This window comes from Haematomicrobium sanguinis DSM 21259, from assembly GCF_000688395.1.
Lineage (GTDB): Bacteria > Actinomycetota > Actinomycetes > Actinomycetales > Micrococcaceae > Haematomicrobium > Haematomicrobium sanguinis.
This window is the reverse complement of sequence record NZ_JIAG01000003.1, coordinates 176,284-202,057: the sequence shown is the minus strand read 5'-3', so window position 1 is coordinate 202,057 and position 25,774 is coordinate 176,284. Positions and strand designations below refer to the sequence as shown.

Below are 25,774 nucleotides of genomic sequence, written 5' to 3'. Positions count from 1 at the left end.
GGCTCAGGAGTCTCCCGCCGACCGGAACAACGTCAGCAATCGCGCGACCTCCGGCGCCAGAGCATCCCGCCCGGCGGCCATGTACTTCCGCGAGTCCACCACGTTCGGGTTCGCATCCAGGAACTCGCGCACAGCCCGAGTAAAGAACCCATTCAAGTGCGTGGACACATTGATCTTCCGCATCCCCGCCTGAATCCCCGCAACCAAAACGTCATCGGGCACGCCGGAGGACCCATGCAACACCAACGGCACCGGCACCGCCTCGGCCAGCCGCCCAATCAACTCCAAATCCAACGCAGCGCTGCGCTCCTGCATCGCGTGCGAGCTACCCACCGCGACAGCAAGCGCGTCTACCCCGGTGTCGGCCACAAACCGCTCGGCCTCCCCCGGATCGGTCCGCACACCAGGCGCGTGCGCGCCGTCCTTGCCGCCCACCTCGCCGAGCTCCGCCTCCACATATACGCCTGAACCGTGCGCGTACGCCGCGATTTTCGCGGTCGAGGCAACGTTTTGCGCGAAAGGCAACCGCGCGCCGTCGTACATAATCGACCCGAAACCCAGGTCCACCGCGGCTTTTGCCAACTCCAGATCTTCCGCGTGATCCAAGTGGACCGCAAGGTCCACGCCGGCTTCCTCCGCGGCGGCAAGCGTCGCCTCGGCGATCGGGCGCAGGCCGCCGTGAAACTTCACGCAGTTCTCCGAAATCTGCAGAATCAGCGGCAGCCCGGCCGCCTCCGCACCGGCAATGAGGCCCTCCACGGTCTCCAAGTGCAGTACGTTGAACGCACCTTGGCCATAGTGATGTTCGACGGCGTTGCTCATCAGTTCTCGGGTGGTCACCAGGGTCATGGGTTGCCTCTTTCCTGAGTTGTGAGGATGACGTTCTCGTAAATTTCTGGCCAGGAGGAATCGACGTCTCCGGCGAGCGGGGCCAACACCGCGGCGGCCGAGTACGCGCAGGCGCGACGCACAAGCTCTTCATCGCTGCCGCCCGTGGCGAGAACTTGCGCCGCGGCGGCGACCGCCGCGTCCCCGGCACCGGTCGGGTTTCCCGAAAGGGGCTCGGCAAGGCGTCCCGCGACGTAGCCCGAATTGCCACTCCGATACAGCCGCGCCCCGTCTTCGCCCATGCTCAGCAGCACGGCGCCAATGCCGCTTGCAAAGCAACGGTCGATGCCTTCTTCCAAGGTCCGCGCGCCAGTCGCGGCGAGAAGCTCCTCGGCGTTGGGCTTGATGAGGCTCGCGCCGCGGGCCGTCAAAAGGGTGTCTCCGGAGGTGTCGATAATGGTCGGCACGTTTGCACCGGCCGCGAGCTGGATGATGCCGGGAATGAAGTCCGCGGGGAGACCGTGCGGCAAACTGCCGGAAACCACGAGCACGGTAGCGCCACTGGTGCGAGCTCCGTCTAGGTTCTCCACCAGTGCCTCGGCCACCGCGCGCCATTGGATCGAGTCGATGTCGGCCCCGGGCTCGTTCATGATGGTGGTGCGGCCGGATTCTTGTTCGACAATTGCCACGGTGGATCGCGTGACCCCCGGATGCGGGATAAGTGTGGCACCGATCCCGGCCGCCTCGAGTTCATCCCGGAAAAACGGTTCGTCCTCCGCACCGATACGGGCAATCGCCTGCGATTTCGCCCCGGTTTGCACCGCGACACGGGATACGTTGAGCCCCTTGCCGCCGGCTCGACGCTCGGGAGCAGGGACCCGAGTGGTGCCGCCAATGTGCAATTCCGGAACGGTATAGGTGACGTCAATGGCGGGGTTCAGCGTGAGGGTGAGAACTGTGGGCGCCGCCGCATCGGCGTGAGATCCGGGTGTATCCGTCACGGGTTCGCTCCCCCAGTCCGCGCGTCAAAGCCAGTGCCCTCATCGAGAACGGCAGCCAGCTTCTCCCGGGCGTGCAACGCGGACCCAATCAGACCGGCATCGGGGCCCAGTTCGGCAATCCGTATTTCCGGGCGCGGTTGGAAGGAAAGCAACTCGTCCAGGGCGCGCGCAATCGGCTCGGTCAATTTCGGCCCGGCCCCCGAGAGCCCGCCGCCAATCACAAACACTTGAGTCCCCAGACTCGTCACGAGCGAGGCGAAAACCCACGCCAGTGCATCCACCGCGTCCTGCCACACTCGGGCGGCAATAATGTCGCCGGCGTCCTTGCGCTCAAGCACGTCCTTGGCACCGATTTCGGCCGGCCCGCCGCCCGTCCCAGTGTCGTCGCTACCAGTGTCATCGCTACCAGTGCCGTCCCCATCAAACTCGGCGAGACGCACATAGCGACGCGCGATTCCGGCGGCCGAAGCGAGAGTCTCCAAGCAGCCGGTCGCGCCGCAGAAACATTTCTCCCCGCCAGGCACCAACACGTGTCCCAGTTCGCCCGCGTACCCGCCGCCTCGCACGCGCTTGCCGTCGGCAAAAACTCCCGCGGCAATCCCGGTGCCAATCGGCACCACGACAACATTCTGCACACCCCTGGCGGCACCCAACTGGACTTCCGCGTCCGAGGCGGATGCGACGTCGTGCCCCAGCGCAAAAGGCAACCCGAGCAACCGGTTGGCCGCGTCCGCAAAGGAATAGTCGCGCCAGCCGAGGTTCGCCGAAAAAATGCCGATCCCCGCGCTCTCATCCACAATGCCCGGCACGGACATGCCCACCGCAACGATCGCGACGTCGGGGTGCGCGAGAGCATACTCCTCGCGCAACTGGGCGACCTGGGCCAAGAGCGCGCCTCCCGGATCGGATTCGGACTTCGCGGTGGGCACGCGCCGCACATCCCGGGGCGCCGGGACGCTATCAAACGGGAGCGTGAACAGTGCGACCTTGACGTCGGTGCCGCCCACATCGAGGGCGAGAATGCCTTGCGCGGAAGGGGACATGGATTAGTCGTCCAGGATGACCGAACGGGTGAGGTTACGTGGCACGTCCGGGTCCAACCCGGCGGCACGCGCACGCTCGAGAGCGACCTTATGAATAAACGCGAGTTCGGCCAAGGGGTGGTTACCGCGGTCCAGGTAGAGCGCCCCGGTCTTCGCGACATCCGCATCCAGACCCTCCGGCGCCTCGCCCAGCATCCAGGTGACCCGGCCGGGCGCGGCAATGGAAATCGGTCCGTGGCGGTATTCCTTCGCGGGGTAGGACTCGGTCCAGCCCTGCACGGCCTCGCGCATCTTCAGCGCCGCTTCATTGGCCAGCCCTACGGTCCAGTTGTGGCCCAGGAAGGTGAACTGTTCGGCGTCAATGAGATCCTGGGAGACTTCTTCGGCCAGAACGCCGCGCGCGCTCTCGGCGGCCTCGCTCACGTCGATGCCGATCGACGTCAGGAGGTAGCTGAGCGCGGCCGTGGCGAAACGGGTCTGGACCACGGACTCTTCGTCAGCGTATGGCAAGCCGATAACGCGGTCTGCCTTGTCCTTAATGGGGGAAGTCACATCGCCAATGATCGCCACGGTGGGGATTGTCCCGCCTAATTCATCCAGCAGTTCCAGCACTTCGGTAGTGGTGCCCGAGCGAGTGATCGCCAAGACGTAGTCGGTGTCGCGTAGCGCCGGAGTCGTGGCAACGGGCGCCTCGGAAGCGGCAAAGGCGTCGGTGACGCCCTTGCCCGCCTTTTCGCGGGCATCGGCAAAGGCCTGCGCCATGAACCAGGACGTACCGCAACCCACGACGGCAACGCGCGCGCCGTCCGGAACCACCGGGCCCTCTTGGTTCGCTTGCTCGATTGCTCGCTCCCAGATGTCCGGTTGGGAAAGCAATTCTTCTTCCATATGCGCGCCGGCAGTGGCCATGATCCGTCCTCACGAAGCGTAGTGCGATTGATCCGGTGTGATCGATGATGATTCAAAACTATGCTATTCGATCATGCGCGATCATGACAATGCGGGCGGGCCGGGCCATCCCAAGATTTTCGAACCACCCCTATTGTGAGCCACATCACTTCCTGCTACATTGTCGAAATCCGCTAAACCGATTAAGCAATGGCGCGAATGTGCGCCCCGCCGGTCTGGCGGAATCTCAGCCAACGCAGTGACCCATAATGAAAGGACTCCCCACGATGTCCCGCAATGCACCACTGAGAGCACTGATCGCCGTGACGATCGGCGCACTCCTGGCACCGCTCATGTTTGCCAGCGCGGCTTCGGCCGCGCAGCGCCCGGCACAACCGACGCAAACGGCAGGTAGCACCGAACAACTCGAGGCCGGCGGCGGCCTCATGATGACCTACTACCGAACCTGGCGGGACGTCACCGTCATGGGCAACGGCGGCACCGCCATGTCCGACATCCCCGCCGGAGTCGACGTCGCCTTCGTCTTCCCGGACTACACTCCCCCAGAGAGCCCCTACTGGAGCACGCTCAAGAACAGTTACGTCCCCGCCCTGCACGCACAGGGCACCAAAGTCGTGATGACCAAGGATTTCCGCTCGCTCATCAATAGCGCGTACAGCAATGACGCCACCGGCTACAACCAACTCGCCGACAAGCTCATCGCTGAGAACGTCACCGCATATAACATCGACGGGCTCGACTTTGACATCGAGCAACAGATCAGCGGTGAAGACTTGCAGCGCGCTACCGGTGTCATGAAGGCGCTCCGAGCAAAGCTCGGTTCAGACAAGTTACTCATCCTGGACACGAATCAGTCCGGTTCCAACGCGCTCTTCCGCAACGTTGCCGCCGACATTGACTACCTGCTGGAGCAGTCTTACGGCCGCAGTATCTCTGGCCTCCAAAGCACCTGGGATACGTTTGCTCCGTACATTCCCGCTAGCAAGTACCTGATCGGCTTCAGCTTTTATGAGGAAAACGGTGCCTACTGGGGCGACACCAACGCCCCGTTTGAATCCAGCCGGGCCTACCAATACGCGCAATGGCAACCAAACGGGGCCACCAAGGGCGGAATCTTCTCCTACGCAGTAGACCGCGACTGGAAGGCAGCCGGAGACAACTCGGTGACTCCGGCTACCTTCGAGTGGACCAAGCGTCTGCTCCAGGCGCTCGGATAAGCTACCTACGGTGCTCAGCGGGACACGGGTTGCTGTAACTCGGTGACCCAGTCCTGCTGGTCCTCGGACTCCGCGCGCACGTAGAGTTCACGGCACGGCCCGGCAAATTGGTACCCGTTTTCGAGGGCCCACTTGTCCAGTTGCTGCCAGGACTCGCGAATCCGATCCATGGCACCCAGATGGACGCCGCACACGGCGAACTCTTCCGCAAGGTTGACCACCTGGGTGCCCTCAGGTGCATCCCCCTCGTAGTCGTAGCCGACGGTAACCTCCATCAACCGATCTTCCCCCTGTGAATACACGGCTACCGGGGTCTTGAGGCTCCCGCACACGGAGGAAATTCCGGCGGCGACCCGATCAAACATCGGCGCAATCCGCTCGCCCATTTCCTCGGGCCGAAGCGAGTCCTGCACCGCCACGAGGCGCAGCGCTGGAACGGTTTTGGTAACAAATTCACCACTCATGGTGTTCTTATCCTTTTCCATCATTCTCAGCCGTGACTCGACCGCTGTCAGCCTGGTGTCGATGGCGCGAGCTTCTTCCTCCAATTCGGCACGCCGCAATTGCAACATGCCGCGCAGTTCGTCTACGTCAATATCCTGGCCCAACAGGCGTTTGACCTGCTCCAAATTGAAGCCAAGATCTTTCAGAGCGACGAGTCGATTGAGGTGATGCAACTGCTCGGGCGCGTAGGAACGGTAGCCGGTAAAGGGGTCAACCTGACTCGGGGTCAGTAACCCCACCTGATCGTAATGGCGCAGCATCCGCACCGACACCTGCCCAAGTCGAGCAAAATCTGAGATCAACATGAATCCAGTTACCGCCCTCTCACTGTGTCAGAGTCAAGCCTCTGCTAGAGAATCCACTCACCTTTTTTCATGACCCGTTTGGTGAGCGGCATTCCGGGCCGATAGGCCAGGTGCGCGATCGAGGGCGCATCCAACACTTGAATATCGGCCTGATGTCCGACGGCGATGCTCCCCACCGCGGGCACCTCGCCTTCCGCGGTACTTACCGGGGCGTGCCGACCGAGCGCCACAGCCGGTGTGTAGGTCGCCGCGCGCACCGCTTCCTCGATGGTGAGCCGGTACTGCAGCACCGCGGTCGCGACGTTGAACGGCATGGATGAGGTGTAGGACGTCCCGGGATTGCAATTGCTCGCGATGGCTACCGGTATCCCTGCATCCAGGAGCTGCCGAGCCGGAGCGAGTGGTGCCCTGGTTGAGAGATCGCAGGCAGGGAGCACGGTAGCGACGGTACCGGGTACACCAGCCGCGCCATCCGTGCTCCACCCGTCCCAGCTTGACCGAAGCGACTCATAATCGCGATCGTTCAGGTAGTTCAGGTGGTCTGCACTGGCCGCCCCCATTTCCACGGCCAGTTGCACACCCGCTCCTTCTCCCAATTGATTCGCGTGTACACGTATTCCCAACCCGGCATCTTTTCCAGCTTGGAGGATGCTGCGGGACTGTTCTTCGTCAAAAGCGCCGCGCTCGCAAAACACATCAATCCACTGGACGTACGGACGGACCGCGTCCAACATGGGACCGATCACCAGATCAACATATTCGTCCGCGTCCATGCCGGTTGGCACCACATGCGCGCCCAAATATGTCACGGTATCGGCATATTCACTAGCCACCTCGCCACTGAGCAGTTCGGTGGCGACATCCAGCCCGTACCCGGTTTTGGTTTCCAGGAACGTGGTCCCTTGAGCGGCCGCCGCGCTCACCCGCGACGACACGAGCTTCCGCAACCGCTCGGCACCGGCCGCCCTGGTTGCCGCCACCGTCACGTTAATGCCACCGGCGGCATATTCCCCGCCGGCCATACGTGTCACAAACTCTTCGGCGCGGTCGCCGTCGAACACCATGTGGGTGTGGCTATCAACCCAGCCTGGCAGAACTGCCAGCCCATCGCCGTCGTACATCTCGTCCGCCGCGGGGGCCGCGCTCGCCGCACCGATCCACGCAATGGTGCCGCCGTCAACCACCAGCGCGGCATCGCGCAGAGTCTCCGAGGTGACCGTCGTCAACTCGCCAATGTTCGTGATCAGGGTGGAGGACATGTCAGCCCTCCGGCATCGGGACGCGCACGCCCCGCTCGGATGCGACTTCGCGGGCGCGCTCGTAGCCCGCGTCCACGTGCCGGATGACGCCCATGCCCGGGTCATTGGTCAAGAGCCGCTCCAGCTTTTCGGCGGCCAGATCGGTGCCGTCGGCAACGGACACTTGGCCCGCGTGGATGGAGCGGCCAATGCCGACGCCCCCGCCATGATGGATGGACACCCAAGTCGCCCCGGAGGAGGTGTTGATAAGCGCGTTCAAGAGCGGCCAGTCGGCAATCGCGTCCGAACCGTCCGCCATCGCTTCGGTCTCGCGGTAGGGCGAGGCGACCGAGCCGGAATCCAAGTGGTCGCGGCCAATCACGATCGGCGCCGACACCTTCCCGTCCCGCACCAAATCGTTGAAGAGCTTCCCCGCCTTGGCGCGATCGCCGTATCCCAGCCAGCAAATGCGCGCCGGGAGACCCTCAAATTCCACGTACTCCCCGGCGGCGTCCAGCCAGCGCACCAAATGGTCATTGTCGGCGAAGAGCTCTTTGAGGGCCGCATCGGTGACCTCGATGTCTTTCGGATCCCCCGAGAGCGCGACCCAACGGAACGGCCCAAGCCCTTCGCAAAACAGCGGGCGGATATAGGCCGGCACAAAACCGGGGAACGCAAACGCGGCGCCAAAGCCGCCCTTGCGCGCCTCGTCGCGAATCGAGTTGCCGTAGTCGAAAACCTCGGCCCCCGCATCCTGGAACCCGACCATCGCCTCCACCTGGCGCGCCATCGAGTTCTGCGCCTTCTTGGTGAAACCTTCGGGGTCCGCCTGCGCTTCGGCCTCCCACTGATCGACGGTGTATTCGCTTGGCAGGTAGCTCAGCGGATCATGCGCGCTGGTCTGATCGGTCACAATGTCGATCGCAATCTCGCCGGATCGATGCCGCTGGAGCAGTTCGGCAAACACGTCCGCCGCATTGCCCTCGACGCCGATGGATAGCGCACGGCCCTCGGCCTTGGCGGCGTTGGCTTGGGCCACCGCGTCATCCAGATCGGTAGCGACCACGTCCAAGTAGCGCTTGGACTGGCGGCGCTCCAAGCGGGAGCGGTCCACATCGACGATGATGACGACGCCGCCGTTGAGCGTCACCGCCAGCGGCTGCGCTCCACCCATGCCGCCGCACCCGCCGGTGAGCGTAATTGTCCCGGCGAGCGTGCCGTTGAACCGCTTGTTCGCGACAGCGGCAAACGTCTCATAGGTCCCCTGCAAAATGCCCTGCGTGCCGATGTAGATCCAGGAGCCGGCGGTCATCTGCCCGTACATCATGAGCCCCTCGGCCTCGAGCTTGCGGAACTCGGGCCACGTTGCCCAGTCCCCCACCAGGTTCGAGTTCGCCAAGAGCACCCGCGGCGCCCACTCGTGCGTGCGCATGATCCCGACCGGCTTACCGGACTGGACAAGAAGCGTCTCATCCTTTTCCAGGTCTTTGAGCGAGGCGACAATCGCATCATAGGCTTCCCAGGAGCGCGCGGCGCGCCCGGTCCCGCCGTACACCACCAGGTCCTCGGGACGCTCGGCCACTTCCGGGTCCAGATTGTTCATGAGCATGCGCAACGGCGCTTCGGTCTGCCAGCTCTTGGCCGAGATATCCGTACCGCGCGGTGCCCTGATCGTATTACCGTCCGAGTAGCGGGACGGGTCGTGAGTCGTCGGTGTCATGTGAGTTCCTCCGCTAGTAGTTGGCTTGCCTGTTCGGCCAAAGTCTGTCCAATCTCCTCCGCACGCATGGCGCTCATCCGATACGTCGGCCCCACGATACTGAGCGCCGCGACCACGGCGTTCCCGGCCACAATGGGGGCGGCAATGGAGGTGGTGTCCGGCTCATAACCATCCAGTACGACGACGTGTCCCGGCAGGTCCCCGCCGCTCGCCTGTCCGCGGGGTTGCCAGCGCAATGCCCCGCCGACGGCCGTGCCCTTGAGCGGGACGGTCTTGCCGACCCAGCCGGTGTGTCGCACCGAGTGTGTGCCTTCTTGCATGGCCAGGTACACGGCTTCGTCCGAGTTGGCTTTGACGCTCAAATATGCGGTTTCCCCGGTCTCGGCGACCATCGCTTCCAAGGCGGGCTGGGCGATATTGATGAGTTGCTCGTGGCCCAAAGCAGCCGCGCCCAACTGCAAGATGCGAATGCCAGGGCGGTAGGCGTCGTCGTGCTTCACGATAAAGCCTTGGGACTCCAAGGTGCGCAAGAGGCGCAAGGCCGTGGAGGCGGAAAGGTCCGTTTCGCGCGCAGCGTCGGCGAGCGAAATGCTGCCGTGCATGCACACGGCGGCAAGCAGCGCGAGGACGCGCTCGGCGGTGCGCGTGCCGGACGTTGCCTCGTTCACGGCCCCTCCCTTCCATCTTCCCTAGCAAAGTTGACGCAGATTAACAAAAGTGGGCGAGATCCCGTACAACTTCGGTGATCTGCGCCAACTTTTTGCGTGCGATCGGCGCGCCAGAGCCATATCCTGCCCCGCGCTCTTGCCAACCGGCCCACAATGCGTTTCACTAAGTAAAACGTTTATTTCACTCTTTGGCAAGGATCTGATGCAGAATGGCCGTTGAACTCGGCACGGGAGCCCTCGCTCCGGAAGAATTTATCGCCGTGGTGCGCGGCAACGAGCCCATCGCGCTCAGCGACGAGTCACTCGCCGCGGTGGAACGCTCGCGCGAGGTGATTGACGCCCTCGCCGATGACACGCTCCCGCACTACGGAGTCTCGACCGGGTTCGGCGCGCTGGCCAGCAAACAAATTCCGGTGGACATGCGCGCCCAGTTGCAGCGCTCGCTCATCCGCTCCCATGCGGCCAGTTCCGGGCAGGAAGTGCCGCGCGAGGTGGTGCGCGGGCTCATGCTGAACCGGCTGTCCACGCTCGCGACCGGCCGCACGGGTGTGCGCCGTGAGGTCGTTGAGGCCTATGCCGCGATGCTCAACGTCGGGATCACCCCGATCATTGGCGAATACGGGTCGCTCGGGTGCTCCGGCGACCTCGCCCCGCTCTCCCACTGCGCGCTCGCGCTCATGGGCGAGGGCACGGTCCGGGACGCGAACGGCACCGAAATGCCCGCGGCCGACGCGCTGGCCGCCGCCGGGATTGCCCCGATCGAACTGCGCGAGAAGGAGGGCCTCGCGCTCGTCAATGGCACCGACGGAATGCTCGGCATGCTCGTGATGGCCATCGATGACCTGGGCTATCTCTTGGATGTTGCCGATCTCGCGGCCGCGATGAGCGTTGAGGGCTTGCAAGGGACCGACGCCGTCTTTGCCGAGGACCTGCACGCCTTGCGCCCGCACCCGGGTCAGATCGCCTCCGCCGCGAATATGCGCAACGCGCTGTCCGGTTCCGGACTAATTACCCAGCGCAAGAGCGGAGAATTCACCCGAGTGCAGGACGCCTATTCATTGCGCTGTGCTCCCCAGGTGCACGGTGCGGCGCGCGCCACAGTCGATCACGCCGCGAGCGTGGCCGCCATTGAAATGGCCTCTGCCATCGACAACCCCGTCGTCACCGTGGACGGCCGCGTGGAGTCCAACGGCAACTTCCACGGCGCGCCGGTCGGCTACGTGCTGGACTTCCTTGCCATCGCGGTGGCCGATGTCGCTTCCATGAGCGAGCGGCGCACCGACCGATTCCTGGACAAGGCGCGCAACCACGGGCTGCCGCCGTTCCTCGCCGACGATCCGGGCGTCGACTCCGGCCACATGATCGCCCAGTACACCCAGGCCGGCATCGTCTCCGAGCTCAAGCGCCTGGCCAACCCCGCCTCGGTGGACTCCATCCCGTCCTCGGCCATGCAAGAGGATCACGTCTCGATGGGGTGGTCTGCCGGGCTCAAACTGCGCCGGGCCATCGACGGGCTCATGCGCGTACTCGCCATTGAAATCTTGACCGCCGCGCGCGGCCTGGACATGCGCGACGGCGGTGTGAACGCCTCACAGAGTTCGCCCACCATCTCCGCGGCTCGCCACACGTTGCGCGAGCGCGTCGAGGGGCCGGGCACCGACCGCTACTTGGCGCCCGAAATCGAGCAAGCGGTTGAACTGGTGCGCGAGCGCGCGTTCACCCTCGGTTAGAGCTCTCACTCGCGTCCTCGTAGGGTTGTTTTGACAATGTAGGGGCGTATACGGCCCTACATTGTCAAAACAACCCTAAAAACGTGCGGGTCGCGCCTCGCGATCGTAAGCCAGCGGCGCGGTGATGGCGACCACGGTGGGCCCAAACTCGGGTGAATCCACGGCGAGCCGACCGTCAAAGGTTCGCATCCGCCGTCGTACGCCTTGAAGTCCGGAACCGCGGGACTCATCCGCTCCCCCGTGACCGTTGTCGAATACGGTGATCATGAGGGAGCCGTCGCCCTCGTCGGCGTTGAGCGTGACGGTGATCCGGTTGGCGCCCGAGTGCTTGACGGCATTCGTGACGGCCTCTTGCGTCGCGAAGTACAGGGCGGACTCCAAGGGCGCGGCCAACGGCGCTTCAAAGTTGGAACGGACCGTGGTGGTGATCGGGGTTGATGCGGCCATCGAGCGCAATGCTTCGACCAGACCGCGGTCTGCCAGCACCGGCGGGTAGATTCCGCGAACCACGTTGCGCATGTCGGCGAGCGCCTGCTGGGTGGAAAGCTTCGCCTCGGCAATGATCTTGGCGGCGGCATCCGGGTCAGTTTTCAAGAGTGCTTCGGCGGTGGAAAGCGTCATGCCGGTCGCGACGAGCCGGGCCTGGGCGCCGTCATGCAAGTCCCGTTCAATACGCTGAATTTCGGCGGCTTGCAGGCTGCTCGCATCGTCGCGGGACGCTTTCATGTCCTGCAACCGGCGGCGCAATCGGGCGGCCTGACCACCGGTCAGCGCACTACGCGCCATCTCATTGTGGACGCGCAGGAAAAACGGAGTCGCCCAGACGCCCAGCCCCAGGCCGAGCACACCCCAGAAAAACGCCGCAAGCCCGCCACCGAAAAACAGTCCGCCAATGACCCCGACCGCGCTCCAACCGAGAATGTTCATGGGAATCGCGAGCATCACGAGCCCCGCGAGCCCGTTGATCCACACCCAGGACATGTCCCGGAAAACCACCGAGTCCTTCAGCCGGGTGATCGCGGCAAGCGGATGCTGCGTGGGCGAGACAGGTTTGTAAAACGCCTCCACGGCGTTCCCAGTATCACGGGAGGTCACCTCGCGCTGCAGGTTCGCATTCGCGCGCAGCAGCGTGAGCCACGGGCCCATCAACGCGAGCGAGACCAAGGTCAGCGGCGGCGCAATCAGCCAGACAAAAATCCAGATGGAAAACGGAATCAAAATCGCGTTCCCCACCGCCATGAAGAAACTGCGCACCAGGCGCAACACAGCAACCGGTGGATTCTCTCTCACCCACCAACGGACACAGCGAGCCAGCATCTTGACACCCCTTCGGTACGGCTATTCTTCCACTACTCTGCCAAGCGGGCACCTCCTGCCGCAGTGGTGCAGGCACCACACTTGCCTAGAATGAGTGTCATGCGAGTCGTGATTGCCGAGGATCAGTTCCTCTTGCGCGAGGGTCTAACCCAGCTGCTCGGCGCGCACGGCGTAGAGGTGGTCGCCGCGGTTGAGGACGGACCGGGGATTCTCGACGCGCACGCCGAGCACCGCCCCGACCTCATGCTCCTGGACATTCGGCTCCCGCCCGGGCACCGCGACGAGGGTTTGCAAGCGGCCCTGCGCATCCGGCGCGCCGACCCCGCGCAGCCGATCGTGCTGCTCTCGCAGTACGTGGAGCGGCTGTACGTGGATGAATTGATGGAGAAGAACGACGGCGGAGGGCTGGGTTACCTGCTCAAGGATCGGGTTTTCGACGCGGCCGGGTTTGTGGGCACTTTGCGCCACGTTGCCTCGGGTGCGACCGTCATGGATCCCGAGGTGGTGGATCAAATGTTGGCGGCGCAGCGGCACGAAAACAAGTTGGCACGGCTTTCGCCACGCGAGTTAGAGACGCTCACCTTGATGGCCAAGGGCGAATCCAACGAGGCGATTGCCCTGGCCATGGTGGTCACGCCCAAGGCGGTTGCCAAGAACATCAATCAGATCTTCACAAAGCTGGAACTGTCTTCTGACCTAGCCCAGAGTTCGCGTCGCGTGCGCGCGGTGCTCGCGTATTTGCGTGCCTAGGCGGGGTTTTTGCTGCGGCGAAGCCGGCCCGCGTATTTTTCCTCCAGTGCCCGGTTGTGCGCATCGCCCTCGGGAATGTTGGCGGAAATGTAGGTCGGTGCCACGTCTCCGCGTTCGGTAAAGGCGCGCACCACTCCGAGCGTGAGCAATTGGGCGATAAACGCCGCCGTAATCGAGGACACGGCGCCGACTTTCACGCCGTTGCCCGCATCGAGGGTGGCGTCCCCGTAGGGGGCCCGGTTGTCGATGACAACGTCGGCAATGTCTGCGAGCCGCTTTCCCGAGGCGTGCTTCGGGGTGACCGCCTGAGTGTGCTCCAGGGAGGTCACGGCAATGAGCTTGTGTCCATGCTCCTTGGCCACGAGCGCCATGTCGATAATGGAGTTGTTCACCCCGGAATTGGAGGCGATCAAGAAGACGTCCGCGGGGTTCGGGCGTGCGAGTTCATAGAGCTCGGCAGCGATACCGGGCCGGCGTTCCAGGTCTGATTCAGTCAGTCCGTCGGCGTCGTAGCCGAGGAAGATGACGAGGTCCCGCAAGGAGGTTTTCGTGGTGGGGATCAGGCCGCCCGCGCGCCCGGCAATCTCCATGGCGAACGCCTCGGAGTGGCCGGTGCCAAAGGCATGCAGCACGCCTCCGGCATCCAGCCCCTCCACCAGAAGCTGGACAGCGCGGTCAATCTCGGCTTGCGGGCCCGGCTCCATCAACGCCGCTAGGCGCGAGGTGACCTGGTCATAAAACTCCGTTGCGGTGAGCACGATTATTGTTTCTCCCTCGGTTTTGCTGCCTGATGGGGGCTGCGCAGACGCACCACTTCGGCGTCGCTCCCCTTGTTTTCCGGGTATCGCAGATGCGCGACGGCCTGTGCCGTGACCTCGAGCGCCCGCGAGGTGCGTTTCATGTTCTCGCGCGCAATGGCCAAGTAGAGGATGTCGGCCAAAAGGTACTGCGCGTGGCGGAAGCTCAGCCCGTAGGGCTCCATGAAGTTCCCGGCCACCACGGTGCTGATGGTGTAGTCACACACATCGGCCACGATCGAGTTTGGATGATGGGTGACCGCCACGGTGAGCGCCCCGGCCGCGGCCGCACGGCTCACCATGTCCACCACTTCGCGGGTGCGGCCGCTCGAGGACACCGCAATCGCGACGCAATGTTCGTCCAGGAGCGCCGCGCTCGTCACCCCGATGTGCGATTCCTCCCACACATACGCGGTCAACCCGATGCGATACAGCCGCTCTTGCAATTCGCGGGCGATCAAGGCGCTGCCGCCAATGCCGTAGAGGTCGATGTGCCGAGCTTTGGCGCACGCCTCGGCGACCCTAGCGACCACCTCGAGGTCGACTTGGCGCGCGGTGTTTTGCAGGGTTTCCAGGTGATGCCGCATGAGGTCGGCGAACATCTCGCCGAGCGGTTGCTCGGTGTCGATTTCCTGGGCGACAGCGCTTGCCCAGGAATCCGTGGCGGAGCTCCGACCGAGATCCGCCGCGAGCGCGACCTTCAATTTGCCGTAGCCCTCGAAGCCGATCTGACGGCAAAAGCGGGTGATGGTGGAGGGGCTGGTGTGTGCGGCGTGTGCAAGTTCCACGATGCTCATCCGCAAGGGCGCATCAAGGTTCTCCAATAGCCAGCGGCCCACGCTGGCGAGGGCAACGGAGAGGTTGGGAAGTTCGGCTCGAATATGATGTTCGACGGCGCCAGCTGGCTTGGGTGCCGCGGGTTGCGGTTCCGGCGTGGTCGACATTGAAAACAACTTTCTCAGTGGGAGGCTTATCTTGAAAAATATTGCCTAGATCACACATTGTCAACGTCTGAGGTCTGGCCACATCGGGAAGGTTGCGAATGGGTAACCAAGCGGCCAGGTCACTTGACACAGATCACACTCTAAGAATAGTTTGCTAAAACCAGCCATTGGTAAGAAACAAATTTTCACCATGGGGATATGGCGAGGATTCTCATATGAGGCGAAATGAGTGTCATCGGGTCAAGGTTGACCCGTGCTGCGGTTTGCACCGCGCTCATGCGCTCTTGCACCGGGTGCCGATCCTTCCCCACTCATCCAGATGAACCTTGAAGGAAGGCAATCATGAACCTGGAGAAAAAATCACTCGATCGCCGCGTGTTCTTGCGCGGAACCCTTGCTGCCGCCGTCCTGGCACCCATGGGCGCCTCGCTCGCCTCCTGTGCTGCCGGAGGTGGCGGAACCGGTGGCGGCGCACAGCAAACCGGGACCGTCTCTGACGCGAACCCCTTCGGCGTGGCCGAAGGCTCCTCCGTTGACATTGTGGTGTTTGACGGCGGTTACGGCACCGAATACGCGGAGTTTGCCGCGAACCTGATGAACAAGAACCTCAACACCAAGGCGAAGGTGAGCCCGTCAAACGACATCTCGGGCGAGCTACAGCCGCGCTTCAGCCAGCAGAACCCGCCGGATTGCTTTGACAACTCCGGCGCTAAGTCCATTGGCAACAACATCATTGTGGATCAGCTCAGTGACGTCATGGAGGTCTTCAACGCGAAGAACCTGGAAGGCACCGTCATCAAGGACACCCTGTACCCAGGGGCCATTGACTCCGGTCTACTCGGTGACAAGTACGCGCAGATCAACTACGTCATGGCGGTGTTCGGGCTCTGGTACTCCAAGTCGCTCTTTGACGAGAACGGCTGGACACCGCCGACCACCTGGGACGAGGTCATCGAGCTTGGCGCACAAGCGGACAGCAAAGGCAAGAAGCTCTTTGTCTGGGGCAAGGAAGCAGCCTCCTACTACAACGAGTTGCTCATTACCTCCGCGATCAAGCAGGCCGGTGACGAGCTTCGCCTGGAGTTGGAGAACCTGAAGCCAAACGCCTGGAAGAATCCGGCCATTAAGGCCGTGCTGGAGAAGATGAAGGAATGCGTGGACAAGGGCTACTTTGTTCCCGGAGGTTCGGGCACCGGCTTCACCCAGGCGCAGGCACAGTGGTCCAATAACCAGGACGCGATTCTTTACCCTTCGGGTTCCTGGATCGAGAACGAAATGAAGGACCAGACCAAGTCCGGTTTCGAGATGCAGGTTGTTGCGGCGCCGATCGTCTCCTCCGACGCGAAGCTACCAGACGCGATTCACGCGAGCGCGGGCGAGCCGTTCCTGTTGCCCAGCCAGGCCAAGAACCTGGCCGGCGGCAAGGAGTTCATGCGCGTCATGCTCTCCAAGGACGCGGCGACCAACTTCGCCGAAAAGATCAAGAGCCCCACCATCGTCAAGGACACCGTCCCCGAAGATGGCTTTGGCTCCTCGGCGCTCAAGTCGATGATGTCCATGCTCAATACCGCCGGCGAGAACGTGTTCAACATTAAGTTCACGGGTCTATACGGCACCAACGCGGACACCCTGGTGTTGTGGAACTCCTTCCTGGACGGCAAGGCGTCGGTCGACGATGTCATCAACCGGTCCCAGGACATGTTCGACAAGATTGCCAACGATTCCAGCATTAACAAGGTCGAGGTCAAGTGACCGCTGTACAACCAGGCATTGCGCCGGGCACGGAGGGCAAAGCTCCGGCCCGGCGCAAAAAGCCCAAGTGGACCTTTGACAACATCAGCTTCTTTGCCGTGTTTTTGGGCCTTCCACTTATTCTCTTTTTGCTCTTTGTGGTCTCCCCGTTTGCGCAGGCCATCTACTACTCCTTCACGAACTGGAGCGGTTTCAACCCTGCAGTTGAACCTGTGGGATTAGATAACTACGCACGCATTTTCAGTGACCAGGTGTTCATGAAGGCGCTGGGCAACAACATTCTCTTGGCGATCGTCTTGCCGATTGTCACGATCGTGTTGGCGCTGATTCTGGCCACGCTCATTACCGTGGGCGGCAGCAGCAAGGGTCAAGTGCGCGGACTGAAGGGGTCTAGCTTCTACCGCATTGTCTCCTTCTTCCCCTATGCGGTTCCAGCCATTGCCATCGCAATCTTGTGGGGCCAGATTTACCAGCCCAACAACGGTTTGCTCAACGGCATCCTGACCTCGCTCGGTCTGGAAAACTTCGCCGGATTCAATTGGCTTGGTAACGGCAACACCGCGATGGGCGCATCAATCTTCGTCATGGTGTGGTCCATGGTCGGGTTCTACATGTTGCTTTTCATCGCCGCCATTAAGAGCATTCCGGCCGAACTGTATGAGGCGGCCCGCATTGACGGCGCCGGGCGGGTCCGCATGCTTTTCAATGTGACCTTGCCGCTCATCCGCGACAACGTGCAGACGGCCGCAATTTACATCGGCATTTTCGCGCTGGATGCATACGTCTTTATGGCCGCGCTGAATCCGACCGGTGGGCCCGAGTACGCGACCGAGGTCATGGCGCAGCGCCTCATTGATGTCGGCTTCGGGAAGGGCCAGTTTGGCATTGCCTGTGCCATGGGAGTGGTGTTGGCTCTCTTGACTCTCGCCTTTGCCGGGCTCGTGGCACTCATCAATAAACTGACCGGCGGATCTAAAGGAAGCAACCTGGTATGAGTACGACAACCGCCGAATCCACCCGCACCTCGCGGCGCGGCTACCCGGCCGAGAACAAGGGGCCGAAGAACACCGCCGGCGACAAGGCCTTCGCCACCGTCGCGCACATTTTGTTGATCATTTGGTCCATCATTGTCATCCTGCCCATGCTGTGGATGGTGATGAGCTCGTTCAAGACGAGTTCCGAAATTTTCCAGTCCCCATTCTCGCTTCCCGCGAACTGGAACTTCGACAACTACGTCAGCGCCTGGGACCGCACCGACATCGGTAGCGCGTTCATCAACACCATTGGTGTGGTGGGACTAGCGCTCTTCCTGGTGATGCTCTTGGGATCGATGTGTTCCTACGTGCTGGCCCGGTTTAGATTCCGAGGCTCGCAATTGATCTACTGGGCCATGCTTGCCGGGCTGACCTTCCCGGTCATCCTCGCCGTGGTGCCGCTGAACCTCATCATGCAGCGCACCGGGATCATTGGAGCGAATAGCATCATTCCGGCACCGTACGGTTTGGTCGTGGCCTACGTGGCTTTCGCGCTGCCGTTTACCGTCTTCTTCTTGTACGCGTTCTTCAAGCAGCTTCCCTTTGAGCTCTCCGAAGCCGCACAATTGGACGGCGCTGGAAACTGGCGCACTTTCTTCCAGGTCATGTTGCCGATGGCGCGCCCCGGGCTGGCTTCGATTGCGATCTTCAACTTCCTGGGACTGTGGAATCAGTACCTGTTGGCGGTCACACTGAATCCGGCGGCGCCGGAGAACCGGGTGTTGGCCCAGGCTCTCGGCGCGTTCTTGGGGACGGCCGGTTACAACATCAATTACGGTGCGCTCTTTGCGGCGCTCGTGATTACCGTGGTGCCGATCCTGATTGTGTACATCATTTTCCAGCGTCAGCTTCAAGGATCCGTCTCTCAAGGAACCAGCCGCTAGCGTCAGGAAAGGTCCAGGTGCGCACACATTTAGCCTTTGACGTAGGCGGCACCAACACCCGCTGCCTCGCCGTCACCGACGGCGGGGCAGTTCTCGGTTTTGGCAAGGCTGCAGGCGGGAACCCCAACGCGGTGGGAGCAGAAGCCGCTGCGCACAATATCCTCCTCGCGGCTCGCCAGGCCCTTGGGCGCGCGGCGAGATCCGATGGCGAGAACTCCAGCGCCGATCCTCAGCTTCTTGCAGAGACGGCGCTACTTGCCATGGCCGGGGCCGCGCATGGCGGTCTGAACCGTTCGGTCGCAGACATATTGGAGCGCGAGGGACTCGCCAGGACGGTATCGTTTCGCTCCGACATGCTGGCCGCATACGTGTCCGGCACCATGAACCGCACCGGAGTGGTGCTCGCCTCCGGAACCGGCGCGGTGGCCAGCGCTGTCGACAACTGGGACATCGTGGACTTTAGCGACGGCGCCGGTTGGCTTGTCGGCGATTACGGTTCCGGGTTCTGGCTTGCGCAAGAGGGGTTGCGGGCCGCGGTGAACGATCTGCTCGGCCGCGGCCAGCCCACGGCGCTCACCCAGAATTTGGCGGCCGTCCTGGTGGGTACGCTGTCCCCCGACCGCCCGACGGTGTATCGAGAACTGCTCACCGAAGTGTATCGAGACCGCCCGGTCTCCTTGGCGAGAGTGGCGCCGATGGTCATGAGCACCGCCGAAGACGGGGACCCGATTGCGCTCGATATCGTGGAGCGAGCCGCCAGGGAGTTGCTGATCACTTTGGACAGCGTGGTGCAACGCGCGAATCGAGAATCCACCGAACATTTGACCGTGGTACTGGCGGGCAGCATCTTGGACCCGTCTTCCCCGGTGGGCCAGCGGGTACGCGCAGAACTCGCTACCCGCCCCGCAATTCAGGTCGAGAACGCACAAGCGCCGCTCGTGGGAGCGGCGCTTGTGCTGTTGGAATCGTTGGGAGTCGAGGACGCTATGCCGTTGCGCTCTCAACTTGGCGCCGCGATTCGCTAAACGCGGCAACGCACCGGTCGATGTCTTCGGGCGTGTGCGCGGCAGAGAGTTGCACTCGGATACGCGCTTCACCGCGCGGCACCACGGGGAAACTGAATGCCGTGACGTACACGCCGTTTTCTAGCATGGCGTCGGCAACCTTGCTGGCCACCACGGCGTCGCCGAACATGACCGGGACAATGGCGTGCTCGCCATCGAGGAGCTCGAACCCGGCCTCGCTCATGCCGGTGCGGAACCGTTCGGCATTGGCAAAGAGCTTCTCACGCAATTCGCCGGCGTTTTCCACCAGATCCAACGCCTTCATGGTGGCCTCCACAATGGCCGGGGCGAGCGAGTTGGAGAACAGGTACGGGCGTGCGCGCTGGCGGAGCATCTCGACGATTTCGCCACGCCCGGAGACATACCCGCCGGAAGCGCCGCCGAGCGCCTTGCCGAAGGTACCGGTATAGATGTCCACGCGATCCGAGACCCCGGCGTGCTCCGGCGTACCGGCGCCGCTCTCCCCCATAAAGCCAACCGCGTGCGAGTCATCCACCATGACCAGTGCGCCAAACTCCTCGGCGAGATCGCAGATCTCTTGCAGAGGTGCCAGGTACCCGTCCATGGAGAATACGCCGTCCGTCACAATGACAGTGCGGCGGGCGCCCGCATCCCGTGCGGCCTCCAACTGGGCGCGAAGATCTGCCATGTCCCGGTTCTTGTAGCGGTAGCGGGCCGCTTTGGACAACCGAATCCCGTCAATGATCGAGGCGTGATTGAGCGCATCGGAAATGATCGCATCATCCTTGGTAAACAAGGACTCGAAGACGCCGCCGTTTGCGTCAAAACAGGAAGAGAAGAGGATCGTGTCTTCGGTTCCTAAGAACCGGGAGACCCGGGACTCGAGTTCCTTGTGGATGTCTTGAGTGCCGCAAATGAAACGCACCGAGGCCATACCAAAGCCGCGCTCATCCAAGCCCTGCTTTGCCGCGGCGATGATCTCGGGGTGGTCGGCGAGACCCAGGTAATTGTTAGCGCAGAAGTTCAGCACCTCTTCGGCTGCGGTGTTGCCAGAGAGGTCCGAGGTCGCCTTAATGTGGCCAGCCTGCGCCGTGGTGATGGCGCGCTCTGCCTTGTACAGTCCGGAGTCTTTTATCTCTTGCAGTTCTTCTTGCAACTGCGTTTTCATCTCGCCAAACATGTCTATACCTTGCTCCAATCCAAAACGACCTTACCCCGACCGGCGCTCTTGGCCGCGCTAAACGCCTGCTCCCACTCGGCGGCCGGGAACACGTCGGTGACAATGCTGGAAATCGCGGTGCGCAGCGCCGGATTCGAGCCCAGCATCGCGCTCATGGCGTACCAGGTTTCATACATTTCCCGGCCATAAATGCCCTTGAGCGTCAGCATATGCGTGACAACCTTCGCCCAGTCGATGGAAATGTCTCCGGTGGGCAAACCGAGAATCGCAATGTTGCCGCCGTGGTTCATGTTCTCAATCATTTCGCCAAGCGCGGTGGGGTGGCCGGACATTTCCAGCCCGACATCGAAGCCTTCCACCATGCCGAGTTCTTTTTGCACCTCGGCAATCCGGCTCTGCGAGACGTCGATTGCCGCGTCGACGCCCAGGTCCTCTGCCATGCGCAAACGGGTCGGCGAAACATCGGTAATGGCGATCTTACGGGCACCGGCGTGACGCGCCACGGCAATCGCCATGAGGCCAATGGGACCGGCTCCGGTAATCAACACGTCTTCGCCGAGGAGAGGGAAGGCGAGCGCAGTGTGCACGGCGTTGCCAAAGGGATCGAAAATGGCGCCCAGCTCCGGCGAAATGTCACCGTGATGGACCCAGGTATTGGTTTCCGGGATGACCACAAATTCGGCGAAGGCGCCGTCTCGCTGCACACCGACCGAACTGGTGTGAATGCACATTTGGCGGCGCCCGGCGCGGCAATTGCGGCACACCCCGCACACAATGTGCCCCTCGCCGGAGACCCGGTCCCCGACCTTGACCTTGCGCACATCGGAGCCGACCTCGACAACTTCGCCATAGAACTCGTGTCCGGCGATCATTGGCGCCTGAGCCATCGACTGTGCCGATTTATCCCATTCCAAGAGGTGCAGGTCGGTACCGCAGATACCGGTAGTGAGTACTCGGATTTTTACGTCATCGGGGCCCGGTGTTGGCTCCGGCCGATCAACCAATTCAAACCCGGGTCCCGGGTTTGGCTTGAACAACGCCTTCATGGAGTTTTATACCTCAAGTTTCGTTTCGGGAAGCCTCGCGCCAGGGCCCGCCACCTCGAGGAGCCAGCCGCGTTGCTTGTCCAATAGTTCGGCGGCCTTCTCCGGTTCCGCCTCAACGAGGTTATCCGATTCGCCAGGATCCTGTGCGAGGTTGAAGAGTCGGAGACCGCGGCCCGCGTCGGCGTGCTCGTAGGTGCGAATCTGGTCCGACCAGCCGCCGTCCTTGTCCTCGACCCAGGTGAGTTTCCAGTCACCGTCGCGAACGGCCCACTGCCATTCGGTGTCCCAGTGCAGGGTGCGTCCGGCCCCGGATTCTTCCCCACGCGCCCGCTTCAGCAGATCCGTTCCGTCAGTGGTGTGGGGAATCTCTCCTCCGGCCGCCGCCACCAGGGACGGCAGGATGTCCAGGCTGATGGTCAGCGAATCGTTGGTGGCCCCTTCCGGGACGCCGCCGCCGGGCCAGCTCACCAGGAAAGGCACCCGGATCCCGCCCTCCCAGAGCGTGTATTTGGTTCCGGCTAGCGGCGCGTTATTGCCGTAGTTGCAGGTCGAGCCGCCGTTGTCGGTGAGGTAAATGACGATCGTATTCTCGGCAACACCCAACTCGTCCAGATGATCCAGCGTCAGCCCGATCTGCCGGTCCATGAGCTCCAGTTGCGCGAGGTAGTACTCGCGGCCGTGCTCCAGGTTCGGCGAAATCGCTTCCTGGTACCACTCCTCGTAGCCTTCGCCGCTTTCATTGAGCTCGCTACCCGGCGGGAACCAATCGGACTTTGCCGGAAGCCCACGCGCCCGCAACTCCTCTTCGGGAAGCTGCCAACAAAAATTGTGCACCGCGTTAAAGGCGAGCATCGCGAAGAAGGGGGCATCGCCGTCGTTCTCCACGCTCTCGGTGATGAAATCCCGGGTGCGCCCGGCAAGTTCATCGGTGAGAAACCCTTCCAGCGGCACCTCGGTGCCGTTTTCGATCATGGGCAGCACCGCCATGTACCGGGAGGCTTCCCCATACTTTTCTTCCGCCGCCTCGCCGTGATGCAGGTAGTTCAGGCGTCCGGTTTGCATGCCGGCGAGACCGTAGTAGCTCTCATCGAAACCGTGTTGATCCGGGCAGGCGCGGTCTCCGGGTTTCTCCGAACCGTAATGCACCTTCCCGAAATATCCGGTGCGGTAGCCAAGGTTTTTCAGGTGCTCGGGCAACACCCGGTAGTCCTCGGGCGGGAACTCGGATGTCCCGAACCAGCCCGCGCCCCAGCGTTTTTGGTACGCCCCGGCAATGAGCCCGGCGCGCGAGGGCGAGCAAATCGGCGCGCTGACATAGGCATTGGTGAATTCGGTGCTGCGCGCGGCGAGCCGGTCCAAGCCAGGGGTGTGCGCATCCGGGGCGTTGCCGGTGGCGCTGCGGTCGGCGTAACCGTGATCGTCGGAAATGATCAGCAGAATATTGGGCTGCGCGCTCATGCGTTCTCCCGGGCTGGTTGACCCTGCTCGAAGTATGCGACGAGTTCTTCGGGAAGCGCGGGCACCTCGCGGGCACCCTGGTCGGTGCGAATGGAGTCAGCGGCCAGGACACCCACGGCTACGGCCTGGCGGGCCGCGATCGGGGAGGTGTTTGTCGCGCCGCCTTCGCGGACAAAGCGGATGAACTCTGCGACCAGGCGCGGGTCGGCGCCGCCGTGACCGCCTTCGGCTTCGGGAACCTCGATCACCTCGTCCGGCTGGGCGAACCCGGCGTGGCGCTTGTTCCACAGCCCGATCGTGTCGCCGGAGCCGTCACCATAGTTTTCAATGCGACCCTTGGTGCCGATGACCGTGTAATTGCGCCAATAGTCCGGGGTGAAGTGGCACTGTTCGTAGGAGGCGAGGATGCCGCCGTCCAAACGCATGTTCACCTGGGAGATGTCTTCGACGTCCACCACATCGTTGAAACCGTCCTGCTCGGTGGGCGGCCAGTTGTCCAGGCTGTACCAGTCAAACATGCGCGCGCCCTCGGGCTGGCCGCCGCGGGGCAGGTCGCCGTACACGCTGAGCTCACCCATCCCGGAGACGCGATTGGTGTAGGCGCCGGCGAGCCAGTGAATGACGTCGATATCGTGTGCGCCCTTTTGCAAAAGCAGGGACGTGGACTTGGACCGATCGGCGTGCCAGTCCTTGAAGTAGAAGTCGCCGCCGTGACCGACAAAGTGACGGCACCATACCGCCTTGACCTCCCCAATCCGGCCCGATTGGATGATCTCCCGCATCGCGGTGACGACCGGCATGTGACGCATATTGTGGCCGACATAGAGCTTGGAACCGGACTCATAGGCGGCGCGCAACACGGCGTCGGCGTCTTCCACCGTGGTGGCGAGCGGTTTTTCGCAGAACACCGCGACCCCGGCGTTGAGCGCCTTGATGGAATACTCGGCGTGCAAGTTATCCGGTAGGAGAACCATGACCGCATCCACAGCGGCGAAGAACTCATCGGTGCTCTCGGTGATCGGGACTGACGGGTATGCCTTGGCGGCGTCAGCCTTGCCGCGCTCGCTAATCTCACAAATCATCGCGATTTCGGCGTCATTGCCGGGGGCGTTCACGCTGCGGGACAGCCCCGCGCGCATGCCGTATCCCAGAATGCCGACTTTAAGTGTTGTCATTTCTCGTGCTCCTCATTTCACATATATTCAGGTCGGTGTGACGCCGGGTACGGGCCTGGCTGCCCTGGCCGGCGTATTTAAGCCGAATCGCGTTCAAAGACCCGCCAGGGGAAGTCCAACAGTTTTCCCGGCTGCGCATCGGCGTCGGTGGCTAGTTCGTGGAATCGATCAATCACCTTCTCGACGAAGCGTTCGGGTCCAGCCGAAGTGAGCGACGGGGTGAGCTCCTCCCCGGCGGTGGTGTTGCCGAGCCCGGCCACCGCGACATCCCCGGGCACCGACAGCCCCAAGTAATGTGCGGCGTGAATCACGGCAATGGCCAGGTAGTCCGCGGTGGCATAGATCGCACGCGGCCGATCCGGGCGCGTCAACAGCTCGATCGCTCCCCGGAAGGCAGCCGCCTCATCTCGCGGCGAGACGCCCACCCACACCGGCTCTTGCCCGCGCTTGCGCACGGCATCCAAGTACACGCGCAGACGGCCCCCCTCGGGATTATTGCTACCGTCCAGTGCGGCGACGGTCGGATACTTTTCCAGCAGGTAATCCAGGAGCAGGCGCGCCCCCGGTATCGCGTCGGAGCGCACCACGTCAAAGCCGTCCGGTTCCACCCTTTCGTCAAACACGATGATGCGTCTGCCCTTCGCACCCAAATCGGTCAACACCGGGGCCTCTGCTTCACGATCTCTCAGACCGTCGATGAAGGCGACATCGATCTGGTGCTGTTCCAGCGGGATTCGCCAATCGCCGTCCGGGAGCACCAGCACCGTTTTCTCCTCATCGGCAAAGCGCTGATAGGCGCTTTGCGCGATTTCCAGCGCCCACGGGTCGGCAAGCATGATCAGGCGCAACAGGATCAGGTCGCTACGCCCCGTGCGCACCGCCCTGGCCGCCAGGTTGGTTTGGTAGCCCAACGCCTCGGCCGCCTCGGTGACGCGCTTGCGTGTTTCTTCGGCGACGCCATAATCCTTCTTGCTGCTGCCCGGACGCCCGGAAAACACATAGGACACCGTGGCCGTGGACACCCCCGCGGCCTCCGCCACCATTTTCATGGTGGGCCGCCCGGACTTGGAGCCGGGGATAGACACCGGCTTCGCCGTTGCCCCGTTCGCGCTTGCCCCGTTACGGGTTGTCCCGTTGCGGCCTTCCCCATTGTGTGGCGCAGTCACCACGGGCGCCGGGGTTGGTTCCCCGGCACCCGGGTGAGTGTCATCGCCGTCGTGCTTTTTCATCGCTATTCTCTGCGCCCCGT

General features: G+C 62.8%; 23 protein-coding genes. 7 read left to right on the top strand and 16 right to left on the bottom strand.

The window, feature by feature from the left end:
• Positions 1-3: 3 nt before the first annotated feature.
• From O148_RS0103880 to O148_RS0103865, 4 genes are read right to left on the bottom strand one after another with little or no spacing between them, the layout of a single operon-like run.
• The gene (locus O148_RS0103880) at positions 4-849 is read right to left on the bottom strand and encodes a class II fructose-bisphosphate aldolase (protein ID WP_026529863.1); all 846 of its coding nucleotides are present in this window, start codon (positions 847-849) and stop codon (positions 4-6) included.
• Entirely contained in the window at positions 846-1,829 is a 984-nt protein-coding gene (locus O148_RS14700; RefSeq protein WP_051619802.1) for a 1-phosphofructokinase family hexose kinase, read from the bottom strand. Before O148_RS14700 ends, O148_RS0103880 begins: the two co-directional genes overlap by 4 nt.
• A complete protein-coding gene (locus O148_RS14695; RefSeq protein ID WP_051619801.1) occupies positions 1,826-2,872 on the bottom strand; it encodes an ROK family protein in 1,047 nt (348 codons plus the stop codon). The genes O148_RS14700 and O148_RS14695 overlap by 4 nt, the downstream gene beginning before the upstream one ends.
• Positions 2,873-2,875: 3 nt before the next feature.
• Positions 2,876-3,781: an SIS domain-containing protein gene (locus O148_RS0103865; RefSeq protein WP_026529862.1), complete on the bottom strand. Its 906-nt coding sequence runs from the start codon at positions 3,779-3,781 to the stop codon at positions 2,876-2,878.
• Between the two features lie 266 nt (positions 3,782-4,047).
• On the opposite strand from O148_RS0103865, the gene O148_RS14690 reads away from it, so the two are divergent.
• Positions 4,048-4,998, top strand: coding sequence for an EndoS/ChiA family endoglycosidase (locus O148_RS14690; RefSeq protein ID WP_051619800.1), 951 nt, complete (start codon positions 4,048-4,050; stop codon positions 4,996-4,998).
• A 14-nt stretch (positions 4,999-5,012) separates the two neighbouring features.
• Here O148_RS14690 and O148_RS0103855 read toward each other — a convergent pair whose 3' ends face one another.
• The 4 genes from O148_RS0103855 to O148_RS0103840 are packed head-to-tail and all read right to left on the bottom strand — an operon-like array spanning position 5,013 to position 9,433.
• The gene (locus O148_RS0103855) at positions 5,013-5,807 is read right to left on the bottom strand and encodes a MerR family transcriptional regulator (protein WP_026529861.1); all 795 of its coding nucleotides are present in this window, start codon (positions 5,805-5,807) and stop codon (positions 5,013-5,015) included.
• Positions 5,808-5,851: 44 nt separating this feature from the next.
• A complete protein-coding gene (gene hutI, locus O148_RS0103850) occupies positions 5,852-7,066 on the bottom strand; it encodes an imidazolonepropionase (RefSeq protein WP_026529860.1) in 1,215 nt (404 codons plus the stop codon).
• 1 nt (position 7,067) lies between these two features.
• Positions 7,068-8,765, bottom strand: coding sequence for a urocanate hydratase (gene hutU / locus O148_RS0103845; protein ID WP_026529859.1), 1,698 nt, complete (start codon positions 8,763-8,765; stop codon positions 7,068-7,070).
• The gene (locus O148_RS0103840) at positions 8,762-9,433 is read right to left on the bottom strand and encodes an IclR family transcriptional regulator (protein WP_026529858.1); all 672 of its coding nucleotides are present in this window, start codon (positions 9,431-9,433) and stop codon (positions 8,762-8,764) included. The genes hutU and O148_RS0103840 overlap by 4 nt, the downstream gene beginning before the upstream one ends.
• Positions 9,434-9,642: 209 nt before the next feature.
• Between O148_RS0103840 and hutH the strand changes: the two genes are divergently transcribed.
• A complete protein-coding gene (gene hutH, locus O148_RS0103835) occupies positions 9,643-11,163 on the top strand; it encodes a histidine ammonia-lyase (RefSeq protein ID WP_026529857.1) in 1,521 nt (506 codons plus the stop codon).
• Between the two features lie 75 nt (positions 11,164-11,238).
• Here hutH and O148_RS14685 read toward each other — a convergent pair whose 3' ends face one another.
• Complete coding sequence (locus tag O148_RS14685; RefSeq protein ID WP_169737497.1) at positions 11,239-12,453, bottom strand: sensor histidine kinase; 1,215 nt, start codon at positions 12,451-12,453, stop codon at positions 11,239-11,241.
• 126 nt (positions 12,454-12,579) lie between these two features.
• On the opposite strand from O148_RS14685, the gene O148_RS0103825 reads away from it, so the two are divergent.
• On the top strand, positions 12,580-13,230 hold the full coding sequence (locus O148_RS0103825) for a response regulator transcription factor (protein ID WP_026529856.1): 651 nt from the start codon (positions 12,580-12,582) through the stop codon (positions 13,228-13,230).
• Here the strand turns inward: O148_RS0103825 and O148_RS0103820 are convergent.
• Complete coding sequence (locus tag O148_RS0103820; protein ID WP_026529855.1) at positions 13,227-13,988, bottom strand: sugar isomerase domain-containing protein; 762 nt, start codon at positions 13,986-13,988, stop codon at positions 13,227-13,229. The genes O148_RS0103825 and O148_RS0103820 overlap by 4 nt on opposite strands.
• Positions 13,989-13,990: 2 nt before the next feature.
• Positions 13,991-14,971 carry a MurR/RpiR family transcriptional regulator gene (locus O148_RS14680; protein ID WP_051619798.1) on the bottom strand — a complete coding sequence of 327 codons (981 nt, stop codon included), beginning with the start codon at positions 14,969-14,971 and terminating at the stop codon, positions 13,991-13,993.
• A gap of 342 nt (positions 14,972-15,313) precedes the next feature.
• Here O148_RS14680 and ngcE point away from each other — a divergent pair, with 342 nt between their 5' ends.
• From ngcE to O148_RS0103795, 4 genes are read left to right on the top strand one after another with little or no spacing between them, the layout of a single operon-like run.
• Entirely contained in the window at positions 15,314-16,723 is a 1,410-nt protein-coding gene (gene ngcE / locus O148_RS0103810; protein ID WP_026529854.1) for an N-acetylglucosamine/diacetylchitobiose ABC transporter substrate-binding protein, read from the top strand.
• Positions 16,720-17,718 (top strand): carbohydrate ABC transporter permease, encoded by a 999-nt coding sequence (locus O148_RS0103805; protein ID WP_026529853.1) that lies wholly within the window; start codon positions 16,720-16,722, stop codon positions 17,716-17,718. The genes ngcE and O148_RS0103805 overlap by 4 nt, the downstream gene beginning before the upstream one ends.
• The gene (locus O148_RS0103800) at positions 17,715-18,641 is read left to right on the top strand and encodes a carbohydrate ABC transporter permease (protein ID WP_026529852.1); all 927 of its coding nucleotides are present in this window, start codon (positions 17,715-17,717) and stop codon (positions 18,639-18,641) included. The genes O148_RS0103805 and O148_RS0103800 overlap by 4 nt, the downstream gene beginning before the upstream one ends.
• 17 nt (positions 18,642-18,658) lie before the next feature.
• On the top strand, positions 18,659-19,666 hold the full coding sequence (locus tag O148_RS0103795; protein ID WP_026529851.1) for an N-acetylglucosamine kinase: 1,008 nt from the start codon (positions 18,659-18,661) through the stop codon (positions 19,664-19,666).
• Here the strand turns inward: O148_RS0103795 and O148_RS0103790 are convergent.
• The 5 genes from O148_RS0103790 to O148_RS0103770 all read right to left on the bottom strand — a co-directional run bounded on the left by O148_RS0103790 (position 19,626) and on the right by O148_RS0103770 (position 25,754).
• Positions 19,626-20,846, bottom strand: coding sequence for a glycine C-acetyltransferase (locus tag O148_RS0103790; protein WP_026529850.1), 1,221 nt, complete (start codon positions 20,844-20,846; stop codon positions 19,626-19,628). The genes O148_RS0103795 and O148_RS0103790 overlap by 41 nt on opposite strands.
• A gap of 2 nt (positions 20,847-20,848) precedes the next feature.
• The gene (tdh, locus tag O148_RS0103785; RefSeq protein WP_026529849.1) at positions 20,849-21,892 is read right to left on the bottom strand and encodes an L-threonine 3-dehydrogenase; all 1,044 of its coding nucleotides are present in this window, start codon (positions 21,890-21,892) and stop codon (positions 20,849-20,851) included.
• A 6-nt stretch (positions 21,893-21,898) separates the two neighbouring features.
• Entirely contained in the window at positions 21,899-23,350 is a 1,452-nt protein-coding gene (locus O148_RS14675) for a sulfatase family protein (protein WP_051619797.1), read from the bottom strand.
• Positions 23,347-24,525 (bottom strand): Gfo/Idh/MocA family protein, encoded by a 1,179-nt coding sequence (locus O148_RS0103775; RefSeq protein ID WP_026529848.1) that lies wholly within the window; start codon positions 24,523-24,525, stop codon positions 23,347-23,349. The genes O148_RS14675 and O148_RS0103775 overlap by 4 nt, the downstream gene beginning before the upstream one ends.
• Positions 24,526-24,602: 77 nt before the next feature.
• Complete coding sequence (locus O148_RS0103770; RefSeq protein WP_051619796.1) at positions 24,603-25,754, bottom strand: LacI family DNA-binding transcriptional regulator; 1,152 nt, start codon at positions 25,752-25,754, stop codon at positions 24,603-24,605.
• Between the last annotated feature and the right edge of the window lie 20 nt (positions 25,755-25,774).

Coding starts and splice junctions, on each gene's coding strand:
- O148_RS0103880 (WP_026529863.1), bottom strand. CDS start 849: ATGACCCTGGTGACCACCCGAGAACTGATGAGCAACGCCGTCGAACAT.
- O148_RS14695 (WP_051619801.1), bottom strand. CDS start 2,872: ATGTCCCCTTCCGCGCAAGGCATTCTCGCCCTCGATGTGGGCGGCACC.
- O148_RS0103865 (WP_026529862.1), bottom strand. CDS start 3,781: ATGGCCACTGCCGGCGCGCATATGGAAGAAGAATTGCTTTCCCAACCG.
- O148_RS14690 (WP_051619800.1), top strand. CDS start 4,048: ATGTCCCGCAATGCACCACTGAGAGCACTGATCGCCGTGACGATCGGC.
- O148_RS0103855 (WP_026529861.1), bottom strand. CDS start 5,807: ATGTTGATCTCAGATTTTGCTCGACTTGGGCAGGTGTCGGTGCGGATG.
- hutI (WP_026529860.1), bottom strand. CDS start 7,066: ATGTCCTCCACCCTGATCACGAACATTGGCGAGTTGACGACGGTCACC.
- hutU (WP_026529859.1), bottom strand. CDS start 8,765: ATGACACCGACGACTCACGACCCGTCCCGCTACTCGGACGGTAATACG.
- hutH (WP_026529857.1), top strand. CDS start 9,643: ATGGCCGTTGAACTCGGCACGGGAGCCCTCGCTCCGGAAGAATTTATC.
- O148_RS0103825 (WP_026529856.1), top strand. CDS start 12,580: ATGCGAGTCGTGATTGCCGAGGATCAGTTCCTCTTGCGCGAGGGTCTA.
- O148_RS14680 (WP_051619798.1), bottom strand. CDS start 14,971: ATGTCGACCACGCCGGAACCGCAACCCGCGGCACCCAAGCCAGCTGGC.
- ngcE (WP_026529854.1), top strand. CDS start 15,314: ATGAACCTGGAGAAAAAATCACTCGATCGCCGCGTGTTCTTGCGCGGA.
- O148_RS0103800 (WP_026529852.1), top strand. CDS start 17,715: ATGAGTACGACAACCGCCGAATCCACCCGCACCTCGCGGCGCGGCTAC.
- O148_RS0103790 (WP_026529850.1), bottom strand. CDS start 20,846: ATGTTTGGCGAGATGAAAACGCAGTTGCAAGAAGAACTGCAAGAGATA.
- tdh (WP_026529849.1), bottom strand. CDS start 21,892: ATGAAGGCGTTGTTCAAGCCAAACCCGGGACCCGGGTTTGAATTGGTT.
- O148_RS14675 (WP_051619797.1), bottom strand. CDS start 23,350: ATGAGCGCGCAGCCCAATATTCTGCTGATCATTTCCGACGATCACGGT.
- O148_RS0103775 (WP_026529848.1), bottom strand. CDS start 24,525: ATGACAACACTTAAAGTCGGCATTCTGGGATACGGCATGCGCGCGGGG.
- O148_RS0103770 (WP_051619796.1), bottom strand. CDS start 25,754: ATGAAAAAGCACGACGGCGATGACACTCACCCGGGTGCCGGGGAACCA.